At 64.4% G+C, this 19340-nt stretch carries 21 protein-coding genes; 6 read left to right on the top strand and 15 right to left on the bottom strand.

Features of this window, described 5'->3' with window-relative positions:
* Window positions 1-61 precede the first annotated feature (61 nt).
* From B0G80_RS01335 to B0G80_RS01285, 11 genes are all read right to left on the bottom strand, one after another.
* A complete protein-coding gene (locus tag B0G80_RS01335; protein ID WP_116116700.1) occupies window positions 62-463 on the bottom strand; it encodes a DUF3613 domain-containing protein in 402 nt (133 codons plus the stop codon).
* Window positions 464-518: 55 nt separating this feature from the next.
* The gene (locus B0G80_RS01330) at window positions 519-1373 is read right to left on the bottom strand and encodes a tetratricopeptide repeat protein (protein WP_116116699.1); all 855 of its coding nucleotides are present in this window, start codon (window positions 1371-1373) and stop codon (window positions 519-521) included.
* 9 nt (window positions 1374-1382) lie between these two features.
* Window positions 1383-2405 (bottom strand): type II secretion system F family protein, encoded by a 1023-nt coding sequence (locus B0G80_RS01325; RefSeq protein WP_116116698.1) that lies wholly within the window; start codon window positions 2403-2405, stop codon window positions 1383-1385.
* 2 nt (window positions 2406-2407) lie between these two features.
* The gene (locus B0G80_RS01320) at window positions 2408-3436 is read right to left on the bottom strand and encodes a type II secretion system F family protein (RefSeq protein WP_116116697.1); all 1029 of its coding nucleotides are present in this window, start codon (window positions 3434-3436) and stop codon (window positions 2408-2410) included.
* On the bottom strand, window positions 3429-4829 hold the full coding sequence (locus B0G80_RS01315; protein ID WP_116116696.1) for a CpaF family protein: 1401 nt from the start codon (window positions 4827-4829) through the stop codon (window positions 3429-3431). Before B0G80_RS01315 ends, B0G80_RS01320 begins: the two co-directional genes overlap by 8 nt.
* A gap of 3 nt (window positions 4830-4832) precedes the next feature.
* Window positions 4833-6074 carry a fimbrial protein gene (locus B0G80_RS01310; RefSeq protein WP_116116695.1) on the bottom strand — a complete coding sequence of 414 codons (1242 nt, stop codon included), beginning with the start codon at window positions 6072-6074 and terminating at the stop codon, window positions 4833-4835.
* 132 nt (window positions 6075-6206) lie between these two features.
* Window positions 6207-7613: a type II and III secretion system protein family protein gene (locus tag B0G80_RS01305; protein ID WP_116116694.1), complete on the bottom strand. Its 1407-nt coding sequence runs from the start codon at window positions 7611-7613 to the stop codon at window positions 6207-6209.
* A 44-nt stretch (window positions 7614-7657) separates the two neighbouring features.
* Window positions 7658-8608 carry a Flp pilus assembly protein CpaB gene (gene cpaB / locus B0G80_RS01300; protein ID WP_116116693.1) on the bottom strand — a complete coding sequence of 317 codons (951 nt, stop codon included), beginning with the start codon at window positions 8606-8608 and terminating at the stop codon, window positions 7658-7660.
* 100 nt (window positions 8609-8708) lie between these two features.
* On the bottom strand, window positions 8709-9206 hold the full coding sequence (locus B0G80_RS01295) for a TadE/TadG family type IV pilus assembly protein (RefSeq protein WP_116116692.1): 498 nt from the start codon (window positions 9204-9206) through the stop codon (window positions 8709-8711).
* The gene (locus tag B0G80_RS01290) at window positions 9203-9703 is read right to left on the bottom strand and encodes a prepilin peptidase (RefSeq protein ID WP_116116691.1); all 501 of its coding nucleotides are present in this window, start codon (window positions 9701-9703) and stop codon (window positions 9203-9205) included. Before B0G80_RS01290 ends, B0G80_RS01295 begins: the two co-directional genes overlap by 4 nt.
* Before the next feature lie 138 nt (window positions 9704-9841).
* On the bottom strand, window positions 9842-10030 hold the full coding sequence (locus B0G80_RS01285) for a Flp family type IVb pilin (protein ID WP_106284581.1): 189 nt from the start codon (window positions 10028-10030) through the stop codon (window positions 9842-9844).
* A gap of 656 nt (window positions 10031-10686) precedes the next feature.
* Between B0G80_RS01285 and B0G80_RS01280 the strand changes: the two genes are divergently transcribed.
* The 3 genes from B0G80_RS01280 (at window position 10687) to B0G80_RS01270 (ending at window position 15695) form a co-directional block, all read left to right on the top strand.
* Entirely contained in the window at window positions 10687-12129 is a 1443-nt protein-coding gene (locus B0G80_RS01280; RefSeq protein ID WP_116119466.1) for a collagen-like triple helix repeat-containing protein, read from the top strand.
* Window positions 12130-12307: 178 nt separating this feature from the next.
* Window positions 12308-13699: a collagen-like triple helix repeat-containing protein gene (locus tag B0G80_RS01275; protein WP_116116690.1), complete on the top strand. Its 1392-nt coding sequence runs from the start codon at window positions 12308-12310 to the stop codon at window positions 13697-13699.
* 286 nt (window positions 13700-13985) lie between these two features.
* Entirely contained in the window at window positions 13986-15695 is a 1710-nt protein-coding gene (locus B0G80_RS01270; RefSeq protein WP_116116689.1) for a ShlB/FhaC/HecB family hemolysin secretion/activation protein, read from the top strand.
* Between the two features lie 161 nt (window positions 15696-15856).
* Here B0G80_RS01270 and B0G80_RS01265 read toward each other — a convergent pair whose 3' ends face one another.
* The gene (locus tag B0G80_RS01265; RefSeq protein WP_116116688.1) at window positions 15857-16075 is read right to left on the bottom strand and encodes a hypothetical protein; all 219 of its coding nucleotides are present in this window, start codon (window positions 16073-16075) and stop codon (window positions 15857-15859) included.
* Window positions 16076-16326: 251 nt separating this feature from the next.
* On the opposite strand from B0G80_RS01265, the gene B0G80_RS01260 reads away from it, so the two are divergent.
* The 3 genes from B0G80_RS01260 to B0G80_RS01250 all read left to right on the top strand — a co-directional run bounded on the left by B0G80_RS01260 (window position 16327) and on the right by B0G80_RS01250 (window position 17398).
* A complete protein-coding gene (locus tag B0G80_RS01260; RefSeq protein WP_147309819.1) occupies window positions 16327-16872 on the top strand; it encodes a hypothetical protein in 546 nt (181 codons plus the stop codon).
* Between the two features lie 65 nt (window positions 16873-16937).
* Window positions 16938-17132, top strand: a complete 195-nt coding sequence (locus tag B0G80_RS01255; RefSeq protein WP_220377436.1) for a YodC family protein — start codon at window positions 16938-16940, stop codon at window positions 17130-17132.
* Window positions 17132-17398: a DUF6953 family protein gene (locus tag B0G80_RS01250; RefSeq protein WP_116116685.1), complete on the top strand. Its 267-nt coding sequence runs from the start codon at window positions 17132-17134 to the stop codon at window positions 17396-17398. Before B0G80_RS01255 ends, B0G80_RS01250 begins: the two co-directional genes overlap by 1 nt.
* A 277-nt stretch (window positions 17399-17675) precedes the next feature.
* On the opposite strand, the gene B0G80_RS01245 is transcribed toward B0G80_RS01250, so the two are convergent.
* From B0G80_RS01245 to B0G80_RS01235, 3 genes are all read right to left on the bottom strand, one after another.
* Window positions 17676-17960, bottom strand: coding sequence for a hypothetical protein (locus B0G80_RS01245; protein WP_116116684.1), 285 nt, complete (start codon window positions 17958-17960; stop codon window positions 17676-17678).
* Between the two features lie 143 nt (window positions 17961-18103).
* Complete coding sequence (locus B0G80_RS01240; protein ID WP_116116683.1) at window positions 18104-18610, bottom strand: hypothetical protein; 507 nt, start codon at window positions 18608-18610, stop codon at window positions 18104-18106.
* Between the two features lie 73 nt (window positions 18611-18683).
* On the bottom strand, window positions 18684-19337 hold the full coding sequence (locus tag B0G80_RS01235; protein ID WP_147309818.1) for a hypothetical protein: 654 nt from the start codon (window positions 19335-19337) through the stop codon (window positions 18684-18686).
* Between the last annotated feature and the right edge of the window lie 3 nt (window positions 19338-19340).

Genomic DNA, 19340 nt, shown 5'->3' with positions numbered 1-19340 from the left:
CATCCACAGAGGATGCGCGTGGCGCGCGGCACGGGTCATGGCGCAAGGCAATTGGCGCATGTCAGTTCGATCCGCCGCTGCTTCCGCCGAGACCGCTGTTGACAGCCATCGCACCATTGCCGCCGCTGCCCGCGTTCAACGCGGAGCCGTACAGATCGGGAATCTTGCTCTTGAACGATTCCATGTAGCGGCGGTAGGCCAGCCCGGCTTCGGCGCCGAGCATCGGGAGCGCCGGCGCGGCTTCCTTGTTGCTGCTTTGCAGATCGCGCCATGCGCGGGTCGCGTGACCCACTTCGCTTGCTTGCACTGCCGGCGGCGCGCTCTGATCGGCCGGGGTCATTTCGCTCGTCTGCGCCATGGCCGAGACGGACGCGCCCAGCAGCGCACCGGCCGCCGCAGCTGTTGCCAACCACCGGCACGGCATCGACGCGCTCCAGCCCCGCTTCGTTGTTGTGTTTCTCATTGCTGCTCCCTGATTCCCTGATTCCCTGATGCATCACCACGAGGTCGCCGCGCGCTCATTGCGCGAAGCGCTGCAACAGACGCGGCGCGGGCTCGATGCCCTGCGCGCTCGCGACCGTGCGCGCGCCCGCGCCGAGCGCGCCCGAGTCTTGTTGCGGCAGCGCGCCGCGTGTTTGTGCGCGCGCCGCCGCGGCCACCTTCGCCGCATCGCTGCGGATCGCGGCGCGCACGTCTGGTGCGAGCTTCTGCTGGTTCATGACCGCCAGCGCCTGCGCCTGGTTGCCATTGGCAAGCAGATATAGGGCGACGTTGCTGACGATCTTCGGATTGGTCTGGTCGAGTTCCGCCGCCTTCATGAGCGGCACGCGCGCGCCGTCCACATCGCCGTCGCGCAATCGGGCATAGCCGAGGTCCGAGAGCGTCGTGGCATCGGTCGGCGCGAGCTGGACGGCCTGCTGCAATTCCTGCGCGGCGCGCCCGAAGTCGCCGGCCGCGCCCGCGATCAGACCGAGGCCGCGGTAGCCGCGCGTGGCGAGCGGCGTCTTCAGCAGTTGTCCGTATGCGTTCGCGGCGGCGGCCGGCTGATCGGTCATGCGCAGCGCGTCGGCGCGCAGCAGAATCGAGTCTGGGCTTGCGCCGTACTGCTTGTCGTACGCGTCGATATGCGCGAGCGACGCGAAGTACAGCCCTTGCGATTGCATCTGATCGATCAGGCCGAGGTACATGCCCGGCGTGTCCGGCGCGGGATCCTTGCTGGCCTGCTGCGCCATCACGGCGCGTTCCGCCTGCGGCCCGACGCCATAGCCCATGACGTCTTTGGACGCGCACGCGCCGAGCAGCGACAACGCGGCCAGCGCCGCCGCGCAGCGCGCGCCCGGTTTGACGGAATCGAATGAGAGACTGTGAGTCATGGCAAATCCTTAGTGCTTCACCTTGCCCAGCGAATGCTGGACAGCCAGCACGCCGGGTCCGGCCGTGACGATCATCAGCGCGGGCAGCAGCGTGACGATCATCACGCCCGTCATCTTCACGGCGAGCCGGCCGATGCGTTCGCGCAGCATCGCGCGGCGCGCCTCGCGCAAGCGGTCGCCGAACTGCTTGAGCGGTTCCTGCACGGCGCCGCCGTGCCGGTCGACCTGCACCAGCAAACGCACCACGGCGCGCAGATCTTCGTTGTCGTAACTCGACGCGAGCCGGTTCAGCGACTGCTCACGCGTGCGGCCGGCAGCGAACTGGCGCTGCGCGATTTCGAGTTCGCCGGCGAGCACGGGCAGCATGCCGCGAAAATCATTGACCACCACCTGCAAGCTCTGATCGAGCGACAGACCCACGCCTTGCAGAAGACGCAGCAAATCGACCAGCAAAGGCAATTCGTCGACCACCGCGCGACGGCGCTTGCCGGCACGCCGCTGCAACACGAACTTCGGCAACATGAAGCCGGCCATCACGGCGATGATCACCAGCGCCACATAACGGGACCCGTCCAGATGGGTGCTCGCCAGCGTGCCGGCGAGCACCGGCAGCACCAGAGCACCGAGCAGCCGCGCCAGCAGAAACAGGCCACGCGTGCGCGTATCCACGAAGCCGCATTGCTCTAGCAGTCGGCGATCTTCTTCAGCGACGACCTGGCGGCCGAGCGGCGTGTCGAGCCAGCGAATCCCGGTATGCACGAAGCGTTCGAGCAGGCCCTTGAAACCCGCCGGCGGCGCGCTGCGCACGGCAGCGTTCGCCCCACCCTTCGCGCCACCCTGCGCGCCCTCTGCCCCACGTGCCGCGGCAGCCGCGAGCGCCGCGCTTTGCAATGCGCGCTCGTCGAGTGCGTTGCGCAGCGTGCGTTCGCTGCGCCGCGCTGCCGCCACGCGCGCCAGCACCAGGCCGGCGATCAGCAGCAAAGCGAGCGCGGCCAGAGCCAGTGCAAGTGCGGCGAGTTGTTGGGTCTGCATCGTCAATTCCTCAGATTCGCGAGGCGGTACAGCAGATACGCCCCGACCACCTGCAGCACGAACGCCAGATAGACGAGCTGTCGCCCCATCGGGTCGAACCACATCGAAGCGAAATACTTAGGATTGGAGAGAATCAGAAAACCGCCGATGCCGATCGGCAACATGGCCAGCACCCACGACGACAACCGGGTTTCCGACGACATCGCCACCAGCTCGCGCTCGGCGTGTTCGAGATCGCGCATGAACGAGGCCATCCGTTCGAGCATCACGTCGGCGCGGCCGCCGTATTTGACCGACAGACGCAGCACGGCACCGACCAGTTCGAGTTCGCGCACGCCGTAGATCATGGCCACCTGCGAGAGCGCGCGATCGATTTCGACGCCGGTGCGCAGCATCCGCGACACGTAGTCGAGGCATTCGCGCAGCGGCGCCTCGGTGGTTTGCAGCGCGGCCTGGAAAGCGGCCGGCACACTGTTGCCGAGCGTGATCAGCCGCACGATGCCGTCGAGAAAAAGCGGCAGCTGCCGCACGATCTGCTGACGGCGTTTGTTCACTCGCATCGTCAGCAGAAAATAGAAGAACATCACGCAGGCGAGCAACGCGACGCAGGCCGCGAGCGCGCCGCCCACCATTGCGGCCCAGCCGCACAGCAGCACCACGATCGTGCCGGCGATCGCGGCAGGCCCTTTGGCATTGACAATACCCGCGCGCGCCATCGCGTGCTGCACCATAAAGCGCACGCGCGCCTGGCCGTAGCGCCAGCGCGCGAGCCAGCCTGCATCGGCCGGCGGTGCCTGCGGCGCGATCACAGCGTGCTGCGCCGCGACGCGCGCGGGGGCGCTGCGCGCAGTGCTTGCCGCGCCGCCGCCCATGCCGCCCACGGCCGCGCCGGCCGGCATCGCCATGCGGCTGTCGATATAACGCTCCGCGCTCGCCTGGCCTTTGCGTTGCGCGCCGCGCTGCCAGAGCAGCAAGGCAAGCGCCGCGCAGAGCAGCGCAAGCGCCGCGAAGACCAGAACCGCGCTAGACATTGAAGCCTCCGCCGAACCCACCGCCACCGAAGCCACCGCCGCCGCCAAACCCGCCCCCCGAGCCGCCGAAGCCCGCATTGCCGAACGCATGACTTGCCTCGCCGCCGCCCAACGCCTGACGGAAACGCGCCAGCTTCGGCGAGTGCGGGTGAATGCCGAGCGACACCCAGTTGTCGAGTTCGTCGCCTTCGGCCGTCAGGATCGGCTCATAGCGATACAACTCCTGCGTCGCGATGATGTTGTCCGACAGCCCCGTCACTTCCGTGATCGACAGAATCCGCCGACGCCCGTTGGAAAGCCGGCCGATCTGCACGATGAAGTCGATCGCGTTGGCAATCTGGCGGCGCAGACTGGACTCGGTGCCCTGGAAGCCCGCGAAACCGGCGAGCATTTCGAGCCGGTACAGACATTCGCGCGGCGAGCTGGCGTGCACGGTGCCCATCGAGCCGTCGTGGCCGGTGTTCATCGCCTGCAGCATTTCGAGCACTTCGCCGCCGCGCACTTCACCGACAATGATGCGGTCCGGCCGCATCCGCAACGTATTGCGCAGCAGGTCGCGAATCGTGACGATGCCCGAGCCGTCGAAACCGCCCGGCCGGCTTTCGAGCCGCACCACATGCGGATGGTTCAGCGACAGTTCGGCGGTGTCCTCGATCGTCACGACCCGTTCCGGCTCGGGAATATGAAAGGCCAGCGCGTTGAGCAGCGAGGTCTTGCCCGAACTCGTGCCGCCCGACACCAGCACGTTGCAGCGCGCCGCCACCGCCGCTTCGAGCAGCGCGCCGATTTCCGGGCTATAGGTGCCGTTGCCGAGCAGATCGTCGGGCCGCATCGGATCCTTGCGGAACTTGCGGATCGAGACGATCGGGCCGTCGATCGACAGCGGTTCGATCACCACGTTCACGCGGCCGCCGTTCGGCAGACGCGCATCGACCATCGGATTCGATTCGTCCAGACGACGGCCGATCGGCGCGAGAATGCGCCGCACGATCCGCAGCAGATGCGCGTTGTCCGCGAAGCGCACCTGGATGCGTGTGAGAATGCCGTGGCGCGACACGTACACGTCGTTGTAGCCGTTAATCAGAATGTCTTCGACGGCCGGATCGGCGAGCAGATCCTCGATCGGACCGAAGCCCGCGAGCTCCTTGGTCAGCGCCTCGGCAATCAGGCGAACCTCGCTCTCGTTGATCGGTATCCGGCGCAGCCTGACGAAGCTGTCCATCTCCAGATCGACGAACTGGTTGATCGCGTTACGCGACCAGCGGCCGAACTCGGAACCGAGCTCTTCGATGCGCGTGAGCAGATGTTCGTGCGCCGCGTTCTTGATGTCCTGGAACTGCTGGCTATGCGCGAACGAAGCCGCGTCGTCGGCAAATTCGATCTCTTTTGCCATCGTCTATGACCGCTTTTGAGTAGTTGGAATGAAGCGCCTGAGCGCGCCGAGTGCCGATTTGCCACGTGCCTTCGCCACCGCGCGCTCGCCGCCGCCGAGCCGCTCGATCAACGGCTCGAGTGCGCGCACATACGGATCGCGCGCGGCGGTATCGACCAGCAGATGTCCCTGATTGACCGCCTGCCCGAGCGCGATGCGCCGCTCCGGCAAGGTGGTGAGCAGCGCAATATCCAGACGCTGCGCGATCTGCGCGGCGGCAAGGCCGAGATCGGCGTCGAACTTGTTGACGATCAGACGCACGTTCGCGGTATCCACGCCCTCTTCGCGCAGCGCGTCGAGCACGCCGACGGCCGACACGATCGAGGCTACGCCCTGGTCGCACAGCAGCCAGGTTTCATCGGCGGCCTGCACGACATGGGCGATGAACTCGCTATTGGTGAAGCCGCCGAGGTCGACGATCTGCTGGTCGAAGAACGCGCGCAGACGGTTCAGCAAACCGATCGACGACGAATACGAGACCTCGCGCATATCGGCGAGATTCGGCGGCAACGTGGTGAGCGCGAGGCCGCTCGAGTGATGCGACAGCGCGGTATGGACGAAGGTCTGATCGAAGCGGCGCAGATTGCGCACGGCTTCGACAAAGTTGAATTCGCTGCGCGTGTTCAGCAGCAGCGAGCCGTCCGCGGCCGGCAGGCCGAGATCGAGCAAGGCGGCTTGCCGGCCCTGCGCGATGTCGCGCCGCTGCAGCAGCACCGCGAGATTCGCGGCCAGCGTGCTCACGCCCATGCCGATGCGTGCGCCCAGCAGCGCGGTGACATGCCCATGGCGGCTGACCGGCTCGACGAGATTGTCGAGCACCTGACGTGTGATGCGCAACGCGTCTTCGGCCGGCGCCGACAGATCGATGAAATCGCGCACGCCGGCGCGCAACGCCGCCAACGCGCTTTCGGGTTCGGCGAGCGAGCCCAGTGCGACGATTTGCATGCCCGGATAAGCGGTGCGCACCGCGCTCGCGGCAGCGCTCGCCGCCGCGGCGCGGCCGCCTGAAAAATCGACGAATACCAGCGACGGATTGAGCGTCGCGATGCGCTGCATCAGCATCGACGGATCGAGCGTGGCCGCTTCGACCACGCCGGCGCCCGCCAGCGTATCGGCGAGCCAATGCACGTGCTCGTCGGCCAGCGACGCAAACACGAAATAATCGGTGACCGCCCTTTCAGTCAATGAATGCGTTCTCGCGTTCATGTTGCACGTCCTTATGCCGCATAGGCGGCAAAGCCCCCACGTCGTACTGCTTGCCGGTAGGCGCCCGCAGTTCGCGCGCGTGCCGGCTCACACCTGTAGTCAGCCAACGCGCCGCGATGGCGCCTGCCGGCTTCACCTGGAAAATCCCGGCGACGAATCGCGCGCCACCACGCCGCCGATCAGCGAACGCCACACCGGCCCGTTGCGCTGCTCGGACTGCTCGCCCGGCGTCGACGGCAAGGTCGCGCCCCTGGCGAGCGGCGAGACCAGATGCGGCGTCACGATGATCACCAGTTCCTTCTCATTCTGCTGATAGTTCAGTTGCTTGAAGAACGTGCCGATCACCGGCAGATCGCCGAGCAACGGCACCTTCGAGACATTCGACGCCGTCTCGCGATCGATCAGCCCGCCGATCACGAAGCTCTCGCCATCGCCGAGTTCGACGGTGGTGTCGGCACGCCGCGTGGTGAACGCGGGCACCGACACGCCGCTGATCGTCACGGCATTGGCGAAGTCCAGCTGGCTCGCCTCCGGCGCGACTTTGAGCGCGATGCGCTGCGGGCTCAGCACGGTCGGCGTGAGCGTGAGCCCTACCCCATAAGGTTTGAATTCGATCGATGTCGATCCGAGCGCCTGCGGCACCGGAATCGGCACCTCGCCGCCGGCGAGGAAGCTCGCGCTCTGGCCGGACAAGGCCACGAGCGTCGGCTCGGCCAGCACCCGCGCGAGGTTGTTGCTTTCCAGCAGGCTCAGGTTGGCGAACAGGCCGTGCGTGGCGGAGTTGAAGATCAGGTTGAACGCCGACGAGATCGGCGTCACAGCCGTCATACTCGGCGCCTGTCCCGCCGTCGCCGATACCGAGCTCAACGCCGACGGCGCGAACGAGCCGAACGTGAAGCCGTTGTTCTGCTTGAAGAAGTTGAAGCCCACTTCCTTGAGCACCGAACGGCTGAACTCGACGACCCGCACATCCACCTGCACGACCGCGCGGCTTGCGACCGTCGACGTATCGAATACCGCACCGTCCTTGCCGAGCGAGCCCTCCGCCGCGACCACGGCGCGCTGGTGCGCCTCCATGGTCGCCGACGTGCCGGACACGATCGCCGTGCCGCCGAGCACCTTGACGGCCGGCGTATCGGCGCCGAGCAGCGACGCAGCCGCCGGCGTGGTCACGTTGACGGTGTATTGCAGCGGCGCGTCACGATCGCGCGCCCACAGCATGAGGTTGGTGGTGCCCGCGGCCTTGCCGACCAGTAGCACGCCGCCGCGCTTGTCACCCTTGATGATCAGCACGTCGGCCACCGACGGATCGCCAATCGCAATCCGCTGCAACGTGTGGCCGACTGCGAGTTGCCGCTGCGCGCCCACCGTCAGGTCGATGCTTTGCGCCGGCGCGGCAAACTCGGCCTGAGCCGGCTGCGCCGCTGGCGCCGCTTGGCCCCGCTGCGCCGGACCGGCTGCACCGGTCGCCGCCGATACGGCCAGCAAAGCCAGGCCCACGCACGCCGCCTTCCTGAAAACAAAAATCCGTTCTGTCATGTAGTTATTGGACGCGACTGGCCGTCCGCTCCTGAAACCACTGCTTACCAGGCGACCGTTTCGGCGCGCCCACCCCGTATCACTTCGATACCGCTTTTTGTACTGTTTGTAGTGGCCGCCACGCGCGTGGGCGGCAGCGGTATATGCGGCAATGACGGCCTCGCGGCGGCGCCCGCGACACTCGCATTGGCGGTGCCCGACAACGTGTCGAGCGCGACGCCGGCTGCGGCGCGCGTCGAATCCCGCAGCGGCTCGGCCGCGCCCGCATGCGCCGCCGTCTTCAGCACGCCTGGATAGGCCGGCAGCACGGTTTGATCGATTACTTCGGGATCCTTGGGATTGCGCAATGCGAAGATCAGATGGCCGGCGCTCTCGGCGAGCGTCAAACGGTCGATATCGGCGACCGGCACCGCCAGCACCGCGGTGCGGACCATGCCGTTCGGATCGCCCGCGCTGTCGCCGCTCGCGGTCGCATTGCCGAACGCGAGCACGCGCACCTTCGACATCAGCAAACGCGCCTGGGTCCGATCGATTTCACCGCCGTTACCCAGGCTGCCGTCGCGCTTGAGCGTGAAAAACACGTCGACGAAATTGCCCGGCCGCAACCGGTTGCCGACCGCGTTGCCTTCGTCTACCCGGACAGCAAGCGCGCGCTCGCCCGGTTCGACGCGCTCGGCGAGTCCCGAGGACAGCTGGCTTTCCAGCACCGGCGATTGCGCGCCGATCTCCGCGTTCGGCACGCGGCCGGCCAGTTGCGCCGGGTCCGTGAAGGCGCCGTTCGGATTGATCGGCAGCGACTGCACGCGCACATCGTTGACGGTGATGGCTTTGCCCGCCGGCAGCGTGTGAGTCGCCACCACGACTGGGAAGCTTGCTTGCGTGGCGGGCGTGACGGCTACCGGCGCCGGGCGGCGCGACAGCGACCACGCGAACAGGCCGAGCACGAGCGCGACCGCGATCAGGACGCCGGCAAGAATTTTGGTCAGATTCGGCATGAAGGTTGACTGCTTCGGTTAAACGATGCCATGCCGTGCGCGCGTTCTATCACACGTGGACGGACCAGGAGGTCGAGGGAGCTGAGTGCCGGCGCGTGCGTCACTGTATGTTCTCCGGATTGAGCTGGACCGTGGCGCTGCTCGTGAGCGTGTTCGGCAGCGCGAATCCCAGCAATGGCAAGCTCGGTATCAACGGATTGGTTTGGTAGTCGTAGCTCACCAGGACATTCACGCATTGCATCGCGTTGTTCGGCCCGCATGCCTTGGAAGACGGCGTGCATTGCATCGACTGCACGAGCGTCGCGGCTACCAGCTTCGCCGCCGCGCAGGCCGCGTTGCCGCGATTGGTCAACGCGCTTTGCATCGAGGTGTTGTTCTGCCAGTTCAACGCGGCGCGTGCGCCCTCTTCCGCGGCCATTGTCAGATTCTGCTGCGCGACGAGAATCAGACTGAAGGTGACGATCGCGTACAGGATCGTGAAGAACAGCGGGAACACCAGCGCGAATTCGACGGCCGTGGCGCCGCGTTGCGCGCGCGCGCGGCGCACGTTGATGCGCCGATGCGGCGAGCACGCGCGTGGTGTCATGACGGTTTTCATCGAACGCTTCCCGCCATGCCGTGCAGAACGAGCCAGCCGCTCGCGGCCACGGTGAGACACGCAGCGTAAGGCGTGGCTGCTTTGCCGGCGAGTTCGAACGTGGCGCCGGATCGACGGGCCAGGCCGGCGAGCCGCGTACGGGTGGCAATCAGAAGCCACGCTGCGTGCAGACCGGCCGCGAGACTCGCAGCCATCCATAGACCGGGCAGCGCGTGCATGCCGCACCATGCGCCGAGAACGGCGAAGACTTTGACATCCGCGGCGCCCATCACGCCGAGCGCGAAAAACGGCAGCAATACAGCAAGACCGATTACTGCGCCAATGCCTGCCTGAGTCAGCGAAATGCCGAAAGGCCCGCATTGAAAAAACGCGCAGCAAAATGCCGCCGCCAGACCGGCGACAACTACTGAATTGGATATACGCCGCCAACGGCAATCGCCAATTGCGACAGCCACTGCCCACGCGATAAATAACAACATGCCCACGGAAACATTCATCTCGAACTCGACAGGCGAAGCTGCGCCATGTGGATTGCAATGCAATCCACATTAACGATTCAGCGATGCGTTATTACGCCCACGAAGTGGGCGGACGTCGAAACGCCGGCTGCTTCGCGCAGCGCTTACGGTTTGCCTTTACGGTCCGGTCTTCGTGGTGGACGGCGAGATTTTATCCGCGACTTGCTGCAAAACATTGGAGACGTTCGTGCCGACATTCGTCACCGCGGTAGCGATCACGAGCACGACGAGGCCTGCGATAAGGCCATATTCGATAGCCGTTACGCCTTTGTTATCGGCCAGAAAGCGTTGTGCGAATTTTTTCATTTGAACCCTCGAACTTCATTTATTTCGTTCGTATACGTTCTGCAATTCTCGACCATGTGCCTTGGATGCGCGGACCGTTGAGCTCTCATTCCCAGTCTCGTTTATTGCATCGCAGTGCCATGCCCTGCAGCCGCCCTTCAATAAAACACCGACGCATGAGTTGTCTGTTCGATAACCCACCTCCGTCATCAATCTTCAATGCTTTCGGGTTTTATAGCCGAACAATCATTTTTAAGCAATTGTCCGCTGCGCCGAATCTCATCCCGTATGCATTTTTACCACTCACTCTAGTTAACGGCAGTTCGTGCGTTGCAGCACATAGGAATAACCATGAGTTAGATTCGCTCCACTAATTATTCGTTTGAACAGAACGTTTGAAGCGCCCGCACCTGTTTCGCCCGCCCGCGTTACGCCGTACATCGTAACGGCGCGCGGGGCTCGTTACGTTACGCCGGCCGTGCGAACGCGCTGCGCAGTGCCTTATGTGAGCGCAATCTGGTTTAGCGCATGCTCCGTCAGTTCCTCACAAAGCCTTATCGCATATAGCGCTGCGGCTCGCGCAAAAAAAGTCCTCGCATTGTTCAGCAGAAATGGCACGGCTCGTGCAGAGACAGGCACGCAGCAACATCCAATAACACATGCGATGCGAGGGCGACATGAACATTCAAACGACCAACACGACAGTACGGGCAACCCTCATTGCAGCCGGCGTGGCTGCGATGCTTTCTCTTGGTGCTTGCGGAGGCTCCGGCAGCCTGAGTTCCGGCACCGGCAGCAGCGGCAGCGGTTCCGCCGGCGGCACACTTTCCACGACCGGCAGCGGCTCGACGGGTGCGGGCGGCTCGGGCTCGGGTGCGGGCGCAGGTGCGAACACGACCACGGGCAGCAACGGTTCGGGAACAGGCACGGGAACGGGTACAGGCACAGGAACCGGTACGGGCACGACGCCCGTCGCCAACGCGCTCGGCACGGTAGTCGGCAACACGGGCGGTGTGGTTAGCGACGCCGGCTCGGCGGTCACCGGCATCGGTACCGTGATCGGTTCGCAGACGTTGCCCGACGTCAGCTCGCAAACCACCCAGTCCGCCGGCGGCATCGTGCAACAAGTCGGCTCGGCCGTTTCGACGCTCGGCAACGGCGTGTCGCAAGGGCTCGGCCAACTCGGCACCGGCGGCAACGCGGTCGGCACGACAGTCTCGAGCGTGGGCGGTGTGCTGAATCATGTCGGCGGCGCAGTGACCGACACGGGCAACCTCGTGACGAGTCTCGGCAGCGGTCCTCTCGCTCCGCTGTCGGCGATCACCACGCCGCTCGGCGGCGTCGTCAACACACTCGGCGGCGCGGTCGCCAACGGCGGCAGCACGCTCACCACCGCCCTCTCGACGGGCCCGGTCCAGCAAGTCACGCAAACCCTCAGCACGGCGATCACGCCGATCACGTCGATGGTCGCCGCGACCACGCAAACGGTCGGCAATACCACGGGTCTCGGCGCGCCGCTTAACGGCCTGCTCTCGACGGTCGGCGGCGGACTCGGCAAGGCCGGCGCCCTGTTGACCGCGACCGGCGGCAACCCGGTCACGGCCGCACTCGGCCATACGGTCACCGACACCGGCACGACGGTCGCTTCGGTGGGCGGCTTGCTCACGGGCGGCAGCGGCGGCAATCCGCTTGCGCCGCTCACCAGCGCGCTGGGTGGATTGACCGGCGGCACCGGCAGCGGGCCGCTCGCGCCGCTCACCAGCGCGCTCGGTGGATTGACTGGCGGCACCGGCGGCGCATCGAGCGGCAGCGGCAGCAGCCCGCTCGCCCCCGTCACCGGCTTGCTCTCTACCGTGACAGGCAACCTCTCCGGCGCGGCCGGGGGCAGCAGCGGCCCGCTCGCACCGGTCACCGGCTTGCTGTCCGGTGTCACCGGCGCACTCGGCGGCGTCACCAGCACGGCGAGCGCCGCGCCGACCACCACGACCGCCGCCGCATCCACCAACTCGGGCGCGGGTCCGTCGCTGTCGACCAGCACGGGCAAAGGCACCGCGAACAATCCGCTCGCACCAGTGACGTCGCTCGTAGGCGGCCTGCTCGGCGGGTTGGGCAAGAAGTAAGCAGGCCTCTCGGGAACAGCGAAAAACCGTGAGCGACACCCAGCCGGAGCGTGGCCGGCCAGCCAGACTCCGTGGCTTCCCGAAACCTGGCTGAACTGGGCCGCGCCGCTCAGACATCTGTTGCAACGGCGCACTGATATCAACGCACACGACATCCAGAAGACACAGAGGAGCACACATGTCCACTCAACGTTTTTTCTCTCTCCCTGCGACGTGCGCGACGGTGTCGTCGTTGCGCGCGCCATTGATTGCCGTGGCGGTCGCCGGTTTGCTCGCGGCGTGCGGTGGCAGCACCGTCAGCGCGCCGCCCACCACCTCAAGCACCGGCAGCGGCTCGGGTTCGACCGATACCGGCAGCGGCACCACCGCGAAGACGGGCACGACCGGCGTCGCCACCGCGGCCGCGCAGACCACCAACGACCTGGGCACGGCGATCGCCTCGCAGACCATTCCGGGCCTCAGCCCGCAAGTCACGCAAGGGCTCGGCAACGCAGTGTCGAGCACGAGCGGCACGCTGAACTCGCTGGCCGATGCCGTCAGCAACGGCGTCGGCCAGACCGGTACGACGGCCAATCCGGTCGGCACCACGGTCGCCGGACTCGGCTCGGTGGTCGGTTCGACGAGCGGCGTCGTGCAAGGGTTGAGCACTGCCGTCGGCGGCCTCGGCAGCGGCAAACTCGCGCCGCTGGCGCCGCTCACGACACCGTTGGCCAGCACGCTCTCCACCGCTGCGGGCGCACTCAACGCCGGTGGCGGGACGCTCGGCAACGCGCTCGGCTCAGTGCCTGTGCAGCAGATCACTCAACCGATCAGCACCGCCATCACGCCGATCGTGACGACGGCAGGACTCGTCACGCAAGCGGTCGGTACGCAGACCGGCCTCGGCGCGCCCCTCGGCGGCGTGCTCGCGAAAGTGGGCGGCGCATCGAGTTCCGCGGGCTCGCAAGTGGGCGGCGCCACGAAGAATCCGGTCGGCGCCGATCTCGGCACGCTGGCCGGCTCGCTCGGCAACACCGTGACCAACGCAGGCGGCCTGGTCAATCCGAACGGCCCGAATGGCGCGCTGCCGATTCCTGGACTGCTCACGAGCCTCGTCGGCGCCACGAGCGTGAGCGTCGCCAATGGGCCGCCCGCCAGCAGCAACCCGTTCGGCCCGCTGCAAAGTTCGCTGACGAGTCTTGGGCTCGGCAGCGATCCGCTCGGCTCGCTGTCGACGCTGCTCGGCGGCACACCGCTGGCCGGGCTGACCTCGGCGTTCGGCGGCACGCCGCTGGGTTCGCTGACTTCCTCGGGTTTGAGCGGCTCGCCGCTGAGCTCGCTGACTTCGGCATTCGCTGGCTCGGGTAACGCATCGAATCCGTTGTCGACGTTGACGGGCGCGCTCTCCGGCGTCACGAACGGCGGCTCGGGTTCGGGCGGCAGCGGCCAGGCGCTCGCGCCAGTGACCGCGCTGGTCGGCCAGTTGACCGGCACGCTCAGCTCGGCCGCAGGTTCGACGAGCGGCTCGGGCACGGCGACGAGCGGCCTGACGACCCTGCTAGGCGGTCTGGCGCCGGTCAACCATAAGTAGTTAGCCTAACTATTCATTCGCTGCGGCGTGCATCAGCCATCCGGTGAGACCTGCCGCGCGGCTGTTCATTGAATGATGCAAGCCGCAGCGAGTGACGCAATGCGCACTAACAGTCCGACTCGTCACGTGCTTCGCGCGGTTGCCCAGAGCGCTCAAGCCCCACTTGGTACGTGACGTAATACGCGTAAGCATTGCACTACACGTCGAGCCGCACATAAGGGCTCGCGACCCGCCCGGCCAGGCGGTGCGTCCGCGACACACAAGAACGATATACGAGGAACATCCGATGAAACTCGGGTACAGCAGCCTAGGGACCGTGGTACTCGCAGCATTTGCGGCGGGCACTCTGCCAATGCAAGCGCATGCGCAGTCCCGCCCTGGCGGCTCGGCGGTCGGCGGCAATCCGCTGGACTCGCTGCCGCAGATCAAGGCGCCCGACAAAGGCCCGAACGTGACCGTGCAGGTCGCGCCGCAAGCCCCTCAACTCGAAGAATTGCTTGCGCGCCATATCACGCCTTCGCGCGTGCAGGTGGAGGGCGTGAAGTCCATTCCCTTCGACGATGTCGCGCAGCGCTTCACGCCGCTCGTCGGCAAGGACACGACGATCGGCGATCTGATTCAGGTCGCCAACGGCGTCACGAAGCTCTATCAGGACCGCGGTTTCGCGCTCTCGTTCGCCTTCATTCCGGCGCAGACATTCGCAGACGGTGTGGTGCGCGTGACGGTGGTGGAAGGCTACGTGTCCGCGGTCAAGGTGACGGGCAAGGCCGGCGCCGTGGAAGACAAGATCCGCGCGATTGCCGATCACATCACCGCCGACCGGCCGTTGCGGCGCGCTACGTTCGAGCGCTACATCAACGTGCTCGGCCTGCTGCCGGGCGTAAAGGTTGCGGCCAACGTGCCGCCGCCGCAGAACACCGATGGCGCCACCACGCTCGAACTGAACGTGGAGCGCAAGCCGTTCGACGTCAGCACCGGCATCGACTTCAATCACCCCGGCGTGCAGGGGCTTCTGACCGCCACTGAAAACGGGTTGACCTCGTTCGGCGAACAGCTGAGCGTGTCGGCCTTGCTGCCGAAGGGGCGCGACAACGTCACCTATCTCGCCGCGCATGGCGCGGTGCCGATCGGCAGTAACGGGCTGATCGCGAAGATCGACGCCTCGCACTATCGCGGCAATCCGACCGACAATCCCGGCCTGCCCTCTTCCATCGAACGCACGGTCATCAATGACAAGATCGGCGGTTCGCTGGCGTATCCGATTCTGTTGAGCAACACGCAAAGCGTGATCGGCACGGCGTCGGTCTATGCGTCGCACGACGAGGATCGCTATCACAACCACGACACCGGCGCCCAGATCGGCTTCCGCTCGCAAGTGCGAGTCATGCAGTTGCAGGCCGATTACACCAGCGTGCAGACGAGCCAGGTGCGCCGCGCGAGCGTCAACGTGGCGAAAGCATTCGACATTCTGGGCGCGTCCAAGTCGGGCGACTCGAATGTGCCCGGCGCGCCCGTCAGCAATCCGGCGTCGATCAACTTCGTGCGCACTGGCGCGAGCTTCTCGCAATCCAACGAGTGGCCGTTGAAGATCGGCACGGCGGTCTCGCTGACAGGCCAATACAGCGGCGTATCGCTGCCGACCTCCGAGCAGATCTCGTTCGGCGCGCAGCGTTTCGCGCAAGGCTATCAGCCGGGCGAGGCATCAGGCGATTCGGGCTGGGGCGCGATACTGGAAGTCAACCGTGCGTTTACGCCGGGCTTCACCTATCTGCGCACGCTCACGCCTTACGTTTCGTTCGATATGGCGCGCGTCTATCTGCATGCGGGCACGCCCTCGCCTTCGAAGCTTTCGTCGATCGCGTTCGGCTTCCGCATCTCGGATGCGAAGTACTACAGCCTGGATCTCTCGGTGGCCAAAGCGATCGGCGACGCGCCGGTGGAAAGCGCGTCGCGTAGTCCGCGCATCAACGCGACGTTCTCGTATCAGCTGAATTGATCGAGGCAGTGCCGCGTCCTGATTAGAGTATCCACTATCGGCTCTCTTCAACCTGGGCAAAGCTGCGCCGGTATTGGGTTCTGCCCGGTCGGCGCGGCGATTCCCCGCACGAATCCCCGTTATCACAGCCTCGTTGGTCGCCGCTGGTACGGTGCGACGCGTCAGCCCTTCCCGCTCGCTTGGGTAAAGGTATAGGTCTGGCCATCGATCTCAGCGCTGGCCGCGCCTTCCGTCTTAACGATGCGCCGAAGGGTCTTGCGCGTGTGCGCGCTCAGGTCCCAACCAAATGTCCGGTTGGCCTCGTCTATGCCCTTGAACGCTCGGGCCTTCCGCGAGCCTGACGCGCGCACCTGAATTTGGCAACGAATACGATCTAGCATGGTCCGGCTCCTCAGTTTGATTACGGGTGGTCGCTAGTCCGTACAGACCAGCGGAATTTGATTATCCGTAAGGTTTGTAAGCGCGGCAAGTAAATTGGTGACAGAACGCGCCTTTGCGCCCAAATGCGGAGCGACAGCAGGCTGCCGTCGGCACAATAGATGCATTTACGCCACGCGCCCTAGTCCGCGAATTGCTCGCTTGCTATATTGCGCACAGACCATAAGCAAACAAAACGACTAGAGGGAAGGCCGTGCCTATAACAAATTTCCGTGCGATCAGTGCTGCCGTCGCGGCGCTCGCCGTCCTTTCCGCCTGCGACTCATCAAATAGCACCGAGCCAACTGCCGCGCCGAAGCCCACGACTCTGACCGCATGCGATTGGGATCAGATGGAGTTGCTTGATGTGAAGACACTCTCGCACGCCGACGCGGTGACCGTATGCCAAACGATTCAAAACTCGCTTGGTCACGTGCCGTCGCTTCGAATCGCGAAAGAACTTGCAACCGCCATGTCTGCGATGCAGATGAAAGGTGACAAGACGCCGATTAGCGATCAGGCCTATCAGTATATGAACATCGTTGAAGCGCGCGGCCAGACCGATAGCGACGACGCGATGTACGACACGTTCAACGTTGTATTCAAAGTCTTCAACGGCTCGATGGGCCACGTCATGCCGCGTGATCTAAATATGGCGCTCCGCGCAATGGCCCCGCAGCAAGCACGCAAGATCAACGACGATGGGATTTACACCTTAGGCGCGGTGATTCAAGAAGAGAAAAAAGCGAACGGGGAGTGACCCTCGCCGCTGCCCGTCGAAACCGGTGTTGTATGAATGTAACAAACCCAAATGGAGAGCGAGAAGTGGCTAACAAATTCAAGATCGGTGACATCGTTCAACTGAAATCCGGCGGACCGGAAATGACAGTGCAAACGCTGCCAAGCGCAACATTCCGGCAATACAAATGCCAATGGTTCGCGGGCAAAAAACTCGAAGCGGGCGGCTTCCCCGAAGAATCGCTTGAGGATGTCACGGTTAAAGCAATGGACTCAAAGTGATGGACGTCGTCACGGCGGCAAAGTGGATGCTCTCGCAACTGGAGCGCGACGGCTGCATTTACCAAGATGACGTAGTTGACCACTTGGTGAAGGCGAAGGCCGATGCCCTGCTGCGCGAGAACGCCGATGGAAACCTCGTCGTTGGCCGCGCCCTGCTCGACGCCTTTAAGCAAGTCACCGACACGACCGTTGTGTGGGTCAAGCCGGATCGCTACTGGCGCTGGCGCGTGAAGGAAGACGAGCCGGGACGCGAAGCGCGCGGTTGAAACCTGAACACCCCGCACGCGGGCCGATAGTCGCCGGTTGGATCGACCGGGTGTCTAATATGTATACAGCGGGAGCCGCTGCGCGTTAAAAAGGCCGCTGCGCCCTTCCAGACGCGCGGCCTTGCTTCGGTACTCGTGCGGCGCTATCAAGCCTGAAGGTCACTCTTGGTGAGGTCTCAGGACGATTTCCGTTCGATAGTCGAAAGGACCTCAGCAAGATGGTCGGCCGCAGCAACGAAGTTTTGGAACGTCTTCAAATACCCGGCGCGGCATCTTGCTAAAACGGGCTGCCGCCCTTGCGTGCAACGTCCCGCCGCAGCCCGGTCATCCATCGCGCGTGTTCAGCCCTCGCCGGAAACTCTCGTTCAAATGCTTCCGGGTGCCATTGCGCTTCGCCGGTCTGGTCCACCACATACGCCGTAACGCCATTGAGCAGCAAAATCATATTGCACGCTTCCTTCCGGTCGCGCAGCGTTGCGATGGGCGAGTTCGCAATCTTGACATAGGCAGCTATCGCATCTTCCTTCGTCCACGTGAAGCCATTGATCGTTTCTTTGCTCATTTTCCTTTCCCTCCAATTCCTAGATAAACGCGCCCACAGTTGCCGCGCGGTGATCACGCAAGGGTCGATCATCGCCATTGCCCGAAGCTTACCAACGCGGCAAACAAAAGATCACGAATGTTGTCGTTCGTCTGCGGTTCCATTCACGCAGCGACCATATCCGCGTATTCAAATTCCAGAGCGAGGTCATACGGCAGTGTCTTGATTGCCGACGACCGAAACACCGGCCATTTGTCGACGATCGCCACCCTAGTTTCAATCTTGCCGCCCTTGGTGAGCATGCTCATGTAGCGGTCAAGTTGCGGCTTGACCAGACCGGCGTTGATCAGATATTCCAGTATCGACAGATACGAAAAGATTTGCTTGCGCTTACCGGTTGTGTCGATGATTGCGCAGGAACCCAGCCCTGTATCCGTATCGCCGCGCCCACCGAACGAGAGCGAGAACGGCAAAATGGCTAGGCCCGTGGGCGTAACGAACGCGCCTGAGAACGTTTGCAAGCGGCCATATTTGTCGCGGATGATCGAAGAAATAAATTCCGTTCCTTCGAAGTCAGGGCGGAATCCTCGAATGCGAAACTCGATTTCCAGCGCAATGCAGAGTTGGGCAAAAAGGAGCTTAGCTGCTTTGTCTTTGGCGATGATTGTCATGGTTTCAATAATTAGTTTAACTACATGAAATGGCGCGGCAAAACCGAATTGTCGGCACAGCCGCGCGGCTCACTTACTTCGAGCGCTTTCCTTCGAACATCGCATACAGTCCGTCTGCGTCCACCGCGCGCGGCTCCATGCCGAATTGCGCGCGAACGATGTCGCCTGCATCGCCCATCGCCTGAGCCGTCTTGAGCCGTGACAGCTTCGCACGTGCGCGCTCCACTCGCGCCATGTCGTCGGCGCCAAGGATCGGGCCTGCTGAGTCCACCCCAGCCGCGACGTGCGGATCACGCCCGGTGCGTGCCTTTTCGTTTGCAGCGGCCATCACTTCTTCATCGTTCTCGTGATCCGGGCCTTGGCCGTCTGCCGTGCCGCTCGTGCCGTACATCATCTCGACCATCAGACCGTTCAACTGTCCGCTGAGCTTTTCGAGCACGAGTTTCATGACCATGATGAATTTCGGGTCGTTCGCCAGCGCGGCAAGTTCCGGGTCCGCTTGGGCCTCTGCCGAATCGCGAATCTTGAGGATGGCGTCCAGCCCTTCGGCGGCGACAAGCGCAGTCTTCCCGATCTTCGCAAACCGTGCCTGCGCGGCAACGCCGATTGTCGAAGGAATGACGCCTTTCGCGCCCTTGACGGAAGGAGTAACGGCGTCTACACCTGCCGCGCGGCGATTGGTGCGAGAGGTCGCCTTGTACATTTGGCGCAGAGTTTCTTGACTCAAGGT

This window comes from Paraburkholderia sp. BL6669N2, assembly GCF_003387275.1.
Classification (GTDB): domain Bacteria; phylum Pseudomonadota; class Gammaproteobacteria; order Burkholderiales; family Burkholderiaceae; genus Paraburkholderia.
The sequence above is the reverse complement of the archived record's forward strand: the minus strand, read 5'-3'. Positions and strand labels throughout refer to the sequence as shown.